This window comes from Kitasatospora sp. NPDC097605 (genome assembly GCF_040302725.1).
GTDB lineage: Bacteria > Actinomycetota > Actinomycetes > Streptomycetales > Streptomycetaceae > Kitasatospora.
Window position 1 is genome coordinate 50944 of the sequence record NZ_JBEOSF010000053.1, and the last position, 6000, is coordinate 56943.

11 protein-coding genes are annotated in these 6000 nt (G+C 70.8%); 5 read left to right on the forward strand and 6 right to left on the reverse strand.

Features of this window, described 5'->3' with window-relative positions; all coding sequences use genetic code 11:
• Positions 1-21: 21 nt before the first annotated feature.
• On the reverse strand, positions 22-204 hold the full coding sequence (locus ABTX81_RS36495; RefSeq protein WP_350554659.1) for a PspC domain-containing protein: 183 nt from the start codon (positions 202-204) through the stop codon (positions 22-24).
• A gap of 272 nt (positions 205-476) precedes the next feature.
• Complete coding sequence (locus ABTX81_RS36500; protein ID WP_350554661.1) at positions 477-1400, reverse strand: quinone oxidoreductase family protein; 924 nt, start codon at positions 1398-1400, stop codon at positions 477-479.
• A 94-nt stretch (positions 1401-1494) separates the two neighbouring features.
• Between ABTX81_RS36500 and ABTX81_RS36505 the strand changes: the two genes are divergently transcribed.
• Positions 1495-1929 carry a MarR family winged helix-turn-helix transcriptional regulator gene (locus tag ABTX81_RS36505; RefSeq protein WP_350554663.1) on the forward strand — a complete coding sequence of 145 codons (435 nt, stop codon included), beginning with the start codon at positions 1495-1497 and terminating at the stop codon, positions 1927-1929.
• A 3-nt stretch (positions 1930-1932) separates the two neighbouring features.
• Here ABTX81_RS36505 and ABTX81_RS36510 read toward each other — a convergent pair whose 3' ends face one another.
• Complete coding sequence (locus ABTX81_RS36510) at positions 1933-2763, reverse strand: MerR family transcriptional regulator (protein WP_350554665.1); 831 nt, start codon at positions 2761-2763, stop codon at positions 1933-1935.
• A 122-nt stretch (positions 2764-2885) separates the two neighbouring features.
• Between ABTX81_RS36510 and ABTX81_RS36515 the strand changes: the two genes are divergently transcribed.
• The gene (locus tag ABTX81_RS36515; protein WP_350554667.1) at positions 2886-3356 is read left to right on the forward strand and encodes an Lrp/AsnC family transcriptional regulator; all 471 of its coding nucleotides are present in this window, start codon (positions 2886-2888) and stop codon (positions 3354-3356) included.
• Positions 3357-3416: 60 nt separating this feature from the next.
• Here the strand turns inward: ABTX81_RS36515 and ABTX81_RS36520 are convergent, their stop codons facing one another.
• The 3 genes from ABTX81_RS36520 to ABTX81_RS36530 are packed head-to-tail and all read right to left on the reverse strand — an operon-like array spanning position 3417 to position 4134.
• Complete coding sequence (locus ABTX81_RS36520) at positions 3417-3539, reverse strand: hypothetical protein (RefSeq protein ID WP_350554669.1); 123 nt, start codon at positions 3537-3539, stop codon at positions 3417-3419.
• Entirely contained in the window at positions 3536-3772 is a 237-nt protein-coding gene (locus tag ABTX81_RS36525; RefSeq protein ID WP_350554671.1) for a hypothetical protein, read from the reverse strand. The genes ABTX81_RS36520 and ABTX81_RS36525 overlap by 4 nt, the downstream gene beginning before the upstream one ends.
• The gene (locus ABTX81_RS36530; protein ID WP_350554673.1) at positions 3769-4134 is read right to left on the reverse strand and encodes an ATP-binding protein; all 366 of its coding nucleotides are present in this window, start codon (positions 4132-4134) and stop codon (positions 3769-3771) included. The genes ABTX81_RS36525 and ABTX81_RS36530 overlap by 4 nt, the downstream gene beginning before the upstream one ends.
• Positions 4135-4346: 212 nt before the next feature.
• Here ABTX81_RS36530 and ABTX81_RS36535 point away from each other — a divergent pair, with 212 nt between their 5' ends.
• Genes ABTX81_RS36535 through ABTX81_RS36545 form a run of 3 tightly spaced genes read left to right on the forward strand, consistent with a single transcriptional unit; the run spans position 4347 to position 5878 of the window.
• The gene (locus ABTX81_RS36535) at positions 4347-5240 is read left to right on the forward strand and encodes a helix-turn-helix domain-containing protein (protein WP_350554675.1); all 894 of its coding nucleotides are present in this window, start codon (positions 4347-4349) and stop codon (positions 5238-5240) included.
• A gap of 10 nt (positions 5241-5250) precedes the next feature.
• Entirely contained in the window at positions 5251-5451 is a 201-nt protein-coding gene (locus tag ABTX81_RS36540) for a DUF397 domain-containing protein (protein ID WP_350554677.1), read from the forward strand.
• Between the two features lie 28 nt (positions 5452-5479).
• Entirely contained in the window at positions 5480-5878 is a 399-nt protein-coding gene (locus ABTX81_RS36545) for a hypothetical protein (protein WP_350554679.1), read from the forward strand.
• Positions 5879-6000 lie beyond the last annotated feature (122 nt).

Here is a 6000-nt window from a genome sequence, read left to right on the forward strand (position 1 = left end):
GCGGGCGGCCCCTTCGCCGGGTCACGGCTCCTGGGGGAGCAGCAGCCAGAGCGCCAGGTAGATGAGGAACTGCGGGCCGGGCAGCAGGCAGGAGGCCAGGAAGATCACGCGCATGGTCCACGGCGTGAGCCCGAAGCGCTCGGCGAGCCCGGCGCAGACGCCGGCGATGACGCGGTTGTGGCGGGGGCGGGCGAGGCGGCTCATGGCGGACTCCATTGCTGTGGTGACGCCGTTGGCCGGTCCCTCCGGCTGGCGTACTTCCATGCTCCGCCGCCGCCCCGCCGAAAGCCTCACCCCGCAAGCCGATCCCGCCCCCGACCTGCGTCCTGACCGGGCACGACCCCCTCTCAGGGTTCCGCTCAGGGTCGGCCCGGAGATTGCCGGCGCCCGGGAAGGGGAAGCCGGCCCGTCCGCCGTCCCGTGCCCGGCCGTTCGATCTCCGGAGTCCGGGCCGGGGCCGTTCCCGGCGTTCCGGGTCACGGCACCAGGACCACCTTGCCGAGGTTGCGGCGCTGCTCGACGAGGGTGTGGGCGAGGGCGGCGTCGGCGAGGGGGAGGGGGGTGTGGACGGCGGGGCGCAGGGTGCCGGCGGCGCGGCGGTGCCAGAGGTCGTCGCGCCAGCGGGCGTAGAGCTCGGGGCGGCCGGTGGCGAGCGCGCGGATCTGGAAGCCGATCACCGAGGCGCCGCGCAGCAGGAGTTCGTACGCCTCGACGGTGCCGCCGCCGGAGCTGTAGGCGACCAGCCGGCCGCCGGGGGCGAGGGTGCGGACGGCGGGCGCCAGGAGGTCGCCGCCGACGCCGTCGAGGATCGCGTCGTACGGGCCGCTCCGGTCGAGGTCCCGGTAGAGCACGACCTCGTCGGCGCCGAGGGAGCGGACGAGGCCGGCCTTGGCGGCGCTGCTCACGGCGGCGACGACGCGGCCCGCGCCGCCGGCCGTGGCGAACTGGAGGGCGAGCGTGCCGACCCCGCCGGCGGCGGCGGTGACCAGGACGGACTCGCCCGGCTCGATGCGCGCCGCCTCGTGGGCGCCCCGGGCGACGAGGCCGCTGCGGACCAGGGCGACGGCCTCGACGGCGGTCGCGTCGTCGGGTACGTGGGAGGCCATCGCGGTGGGCAGGACGGCGAACTCGGCGTAGGCGTCGGCGAAGCAGAGGCCGGTGACGCGGTCGCCGACCGCGAAGGCGGTGACGCCCGGGCCGGTGGCGACGACGCGGCCGGCGATCTCGCCGCCGAGGGGGAGCGGCTCGCGGCTGTCGCGGAGGCGGCGGACGGTGGGCAGGGTGACGCCGATGGCCTCGACCCGGACGAGCAGTTCCCCGGCGCCGGCCTCGGGCACCGCGGCCTCCTCGGCGCGCAGCAGCCCGGACGAACCGTCGACCTCATGGCGGACGCGCAGCACAGGGCCTCCCCGATCCGGTGGATTCATTGGACATCCCAACGGTAATGGGAGAACCGTTGGGATGTCCAATGAAAATCGGAGTAGGCTGGAGGCCATGACCACGCCCCTCCAGCACATCCAGACCCTGCCGAGCTGGCTCGTCGGGCGCGTCGCGGCGCGTGGCCGGGGTCTGGTCGCCGACGCGATCGCGGCCGAGGGCCTGAGGCTCCTCCAGCACGCCGTGCTCGCCGGTGTCGCCGAGTTCGGGCCGGTGGCGCAGGCGGAGTTGGGGCGCCGCCTCGCCGTCGACCCCAAGGACATGGTCGGCGCGCTCAACCACCTCCAGCAGGCCGGCTACGTCCTGCGCGCGCCGGATCCGGCCGACCGGCGCAAAAACGCCGTCACCGTCACCCCGGAGGGCGTCGCCGTGCTCGCCCGCTGCGCGGAGCTGGCGGAGGCGGCCAACACGGAGCTGCTGGCGCCGCTCAACCCCGACGAGCAGCGGCAGTTGATGGCCCTGCTGGGGCGGTTGCGCCAGGTGGAGGTGTAGGCGCTACCCGTCCGTGCGGGGGCGGAACGGGACGGTGACGTCCGCGGTGTGCTCGTGCGGCTCGGCGGTCCCGAAGTTCGGGTAGTACACCTCCCGGTTGCCGCCGGCGCGCTCGTACCCCCGCTCCTCGACCCATGCGCCGACGGCGTGGTGGATCGCCGCCACCGTCGCGAAGTCCTTGTGCTCCTTGGTGAGTTCGGTGTACGCCTCGCGGTGGGCGGGGTGGATCCGTACGGCGATCCGGCCGGTCGGCCCGACGGCGTCCACCGTCGGGGCGCACACCTCGACGAGGCCGTCCGACTCCTCGCTCACGTACCCGTGGAAGACGCTGAAGATCGGCCCGGAGAGGCGGGCGCCACTCGACTCCAGGTGGGCGACGAGCTGCTCGCCGGCCTCGTTGAGGAAGCGGACGAGAGTGGCGCCGTTGACGGTCCGCTGGATGCAGAGCACCTTCTGTTCGGGGACGTCGCGTTCGGCGATCCGGTACATGGTCGATTTCCCTCCGATGACGACTGTCCGGGCGTAGCCCACCGCCTGTCGGCGGGCCCGGTGCGCGGCCTCCTGCTCGTCCCAGTAGGCGTCGAGCAGGCGCGCGGACTCGTCTCCACCGGCGTCGAGCACGGCCGCGATCCGCGCCAGCGGCATGCCGACTGCGCGCAGCAGCGCGATCCGGCGCGCCCGTTCGACCTGGGCGAGGCCGTAGCGGCGGATCCCGGTGTGCGGGTCGACGCCGGCGGGCGTCAACAGCCCGCGCTCCCCGTAGAGGCGCAGCGCCTTGGGGCTGAGCCGGGTGAGGGTGGCGAGCTCGCCGATGGTGATCAAGTCCTTGTGCACGGGGCCCACTCTGCGCCCTGCCCCTGGGGCAGGGGCAAGCGCGGGTGACGGCCGGATTGACGGATGTGACATCTACCGGCCGAGGGGTTGTTCGGCCGTGGAATCACCGGCAATCTGGGCTCATGACCGAGATTCTCGATGCGACGGACTGGGCGATCCTGGCCGAGCTCCAGGAGGACGGGCGGATCGCGTTCACCGAGCTGGCCCGGCGGGTGAACCTGAGCGCGTCGGCGACGACGGAGCGGGTGCGGCGGCTGGAGACGGCGGGGGTGATCACCGGTTACCGCGCCGAGGTGGACCTGGAGCGCACGGGCTACCCGGTGGCGGCGGTCGTGCGGCTGAGGTACCCGGGGCCGGCGGCGCGGCACGAGCCGCTGCGGCGGCTGCTGGAGGAGCGATCGGAGATCCTGGAGTGTCTGCGGACCACGGGGGACGACTGCTACGCGCTGAAGATCGCGACGACATCGATGAGGCACCTGGAGGAGATCGTCGACGAGCTGGCGCAGTTGGGGAACACCACGACCCATCTGGTCCTGAGTCGCCCCCTCGCACCCCGCGGCCCCGCAGTGCCCCGACCGGGGGCCGCAGAGTAGGAGTAGCAACGCTGCTCCCATTTGCGTTGGCGGCGGCCGGGGCGGCGGCCGCCGTAACGTTCAGCAGTTGTGCTCGTTTTCCTCGTTGCCATGGACCTTGAGCGCGGTGATGACGCCAGTGATGACCGTGGCGATGGCGAGGGCGAGGAGGACGGCGAAGGCCGCACCGATGAGGAAGTTCACGAGGTCCTGAGCTCCTCGCGGAGGAGAGCGAGCAGGTTGAGCAGGGTGGCGACGGAGGTGTCGCCGAAGGAGATGAGGAGTCGGCCGTCGATGGTCGATCCGTTGACGGCGGCGGAGCCCCACTGGATCCCGAACGGCTTCCCGCGCTCGTGCAGTTCACGGATCAGAGCGGTGACCTCGGGCTCGGTGTAGGTGCGCAGGATCTTGTCGTGGGGTTCGAGAGGGGTGTTCACGCGGTGGCCTCCAGTTCGAACCAGACCACTTTGCCGTGCTTCGCGGGCTCGGCGCCGAAGCGGTCGGTGAGCGCCTGGACGAGGTGGAGCCCACGGCCGGAGAGCGCGTAGGGGTCGGCGCAGGTGCGCAGTTCGGGCAGGTCCGGGCTGTCGTCGCAGACCGAGACCCGCAAGGTGCGGGGGCAGAGGGCGGCGATGACGTGGGGCGCCTGGGTTCCCGCGTGCTTCCAGGCGTTCACGAACAGCTCGTGAAGGGCGAGTTCGGCGTCGTGGATGGCGTCCGGGCGCCAGCCGGCCGCGGTGAGGAGGGTGCGCAGCTCGTGGCGGACGACGAACCAGTCGGGCGGGGTGGGGGCACGCATGGGGGACCTCCGTGAGGTGGGGAGGAATGACTCACCGACGGAGGGCCGAGGACTGATTGACGATCCGTCATGTGACCGGTGCAACACCGAGAGTAGAGTGAAGAGTCAAAACGTTGCAACTGACAAGACAAGGTTGACCCTTGTGGGTGATGCTTGGCCGGTGGCATTGGGTCTGGCCGATGCGGAACACTCGGGGAGAGGGAAGGAGCGCTGTGGGGCTCAGGGGAGAGATCAGCCAGCGGCAACGCCGCTTCGGCGAGGAGTTGCAGCGCCTGCGGTTGGCGGCGGGATTGTCGGCACCGGAAGCCGGCGCACTCGTGGGGATGAAGAGTCCGGCCGTCAGCCATACGGAAGCGGGTCGAACGGGCCTCAATCAGGAACGGTTGGGGGTCTGGCTCGACGCGTACGGCTGCGATGATCCGGTCTATCGGGCCAAGCTCGCGGACATGGGGCGGCGAACGGGCAAGGGGTGGTGGTCGGAGTTCGCCGACCGAGTGCCGGATCTTGCGCTCGACCTGGCCGAGACCGAGGACAGTGCGGCTCTCATCGCCAACTACGAGACGTTCTACGTGCCCGGTCTCCTGCAGGTGCCCGCATATGCCGAAGCGATCTACAAAGACGCTCATCGCGACCGCAAGCTGGACGTGGAAGCCGAGATCGACTTCCGGATCAACCGGCAGCGGATCCTGACCGACCTTCCGCGACGGGAGTTCCGTTTCGTGGTTCACGAAACGGCTCTGCGCCTACGTTTCCCCGGAGACGCCGTGATGAGAGCACAGCTGGCGCATCTGCTGGAGATCTCCGAGCTGCCCAACGTGACCATCCAGGTCCTGCCGTTCACGGCACCGAAGAAGCCGCCGCACACGGGCCAGTTCCTGCTGCTGGACCCAGGGGCGGCGGACCTCTCCACCGTTGTTGTGGATCACCCAAGCCACACCGAGTATCTTGGCGACCGGCACGCGATCGACACGTACCGCAGGACGTTCAACAAGCTGAGCGATCTTGCGCTGTTTCCGGTCGACATCGGCCAGTCGTCCCTCGCGCTCTCGTCGTCGCGCGACTCGTGGGGGCTCATCCGACACCTTCTCTACCTGCTCCAAACGTGAAGGGCACCTGATGCCAGAACTGCTTTGGCAGAAGTCATCGTTCAGCGGATCAAACGAGGGCGGCAGCTGTGTTGAGCTTGCCACGGGCACAGCGGGCCTTCGTCATCTGCGGGAGTCCGATGACCCGGAGAGCATTCTGGACATCGACGTAGCGAAGCTCGGTTCCTTCCTGCTGGCCGTCAAGGCCGGCGAGTTCGACCATTTCTCCTGATCAGTCCAGCTCCGGAGGATCCCCACCGATGAACGCCAATGCCTGGCGTATCCGGCTCATCGTTCGCACCACCCAGGTCGGCGTCATCGGCGGGGCCCTCTGGGGCTCCCTGGTCGCGCTCGTCGCCTTCCGCTACACCTCGGTACCCCTCGGGGCCATGGTGGGCCTGCTCTTCGGGACCTTCGTCGCCATACCCACCGGTTCCCTGCTCTCCGCCCTCCCCGAGCGGCTCGCCTTCCACCGCTGGTCCGCCCCCGTCCTCGGCGCCGTCCTCACCGCCTCCGCCGGCTACCTCGTGCTCGCCCGCATCCTCCGTGAGCCGCACGCCCTCCTCCACCTCGGCGTCGCGCTCCTCTTCCTCCTCTCCACCACCTTCACCGCCGCCGCCTTCTTCCTCGCCGTCCGCAGCCTCCGCCGGACCGCCTGACAACGCGCAGTGGCCGGGCGCGGACGGGTCGTCCGACACCGCGCGCATACTCCTGGACCCACCGGACTCCCGCCCGTCGCACCTCGGCCGTGAGACGGCTGGACAGGGCGTTGGCGACGAAC

Bases quoted from the DNA above. Each gene is read 5' to 3' on its own strand.
- ABTX81_RS36505 (WP_350554663.1), top strand. From the start codon at position 1,495: ATGACCACGCCCCTCCAGCACATCCAGACCCTGCCGAGCTGGCTCGTC.
- ABTX81_RS36530 (WP_350554673.1), bottom strand. From the start codon at position 4,134: ATGCGTGCCCCCACCCCGCCCGACTGGTTCGTCGTCCGCCACGAGCTG.
- ABTX81_RS36540 (WP_350554677.1), top strand. From the start codon at position 5,251: ATGCCAGAACTGCTTTGGCAGAAGTCATCGTTCAGCGGATCAAACGAG.
- ABTX81_RS36515 (WP_350554667.1), top strand. From the start codon at position 2,886: ATGACCGAGATTCTCGATGCGACGGACTGGGCGATCCTGGCCGAGCTC.
- ABTX81_RS36495 (WP_350554659.1), bottom strand. From the start codon at position 204: ATGAGCCGCCTCGCCCGCCCCCGCCACAACCGCGTCATCGCCGGCGTC.
- ABTX81_RS36545 (WP_350554679.1), top strand. From the start codon at position 5,480: ATGAACGCCAATGCCTGGCGTATCCGGCTCATCGTTCGCACCACCCAG.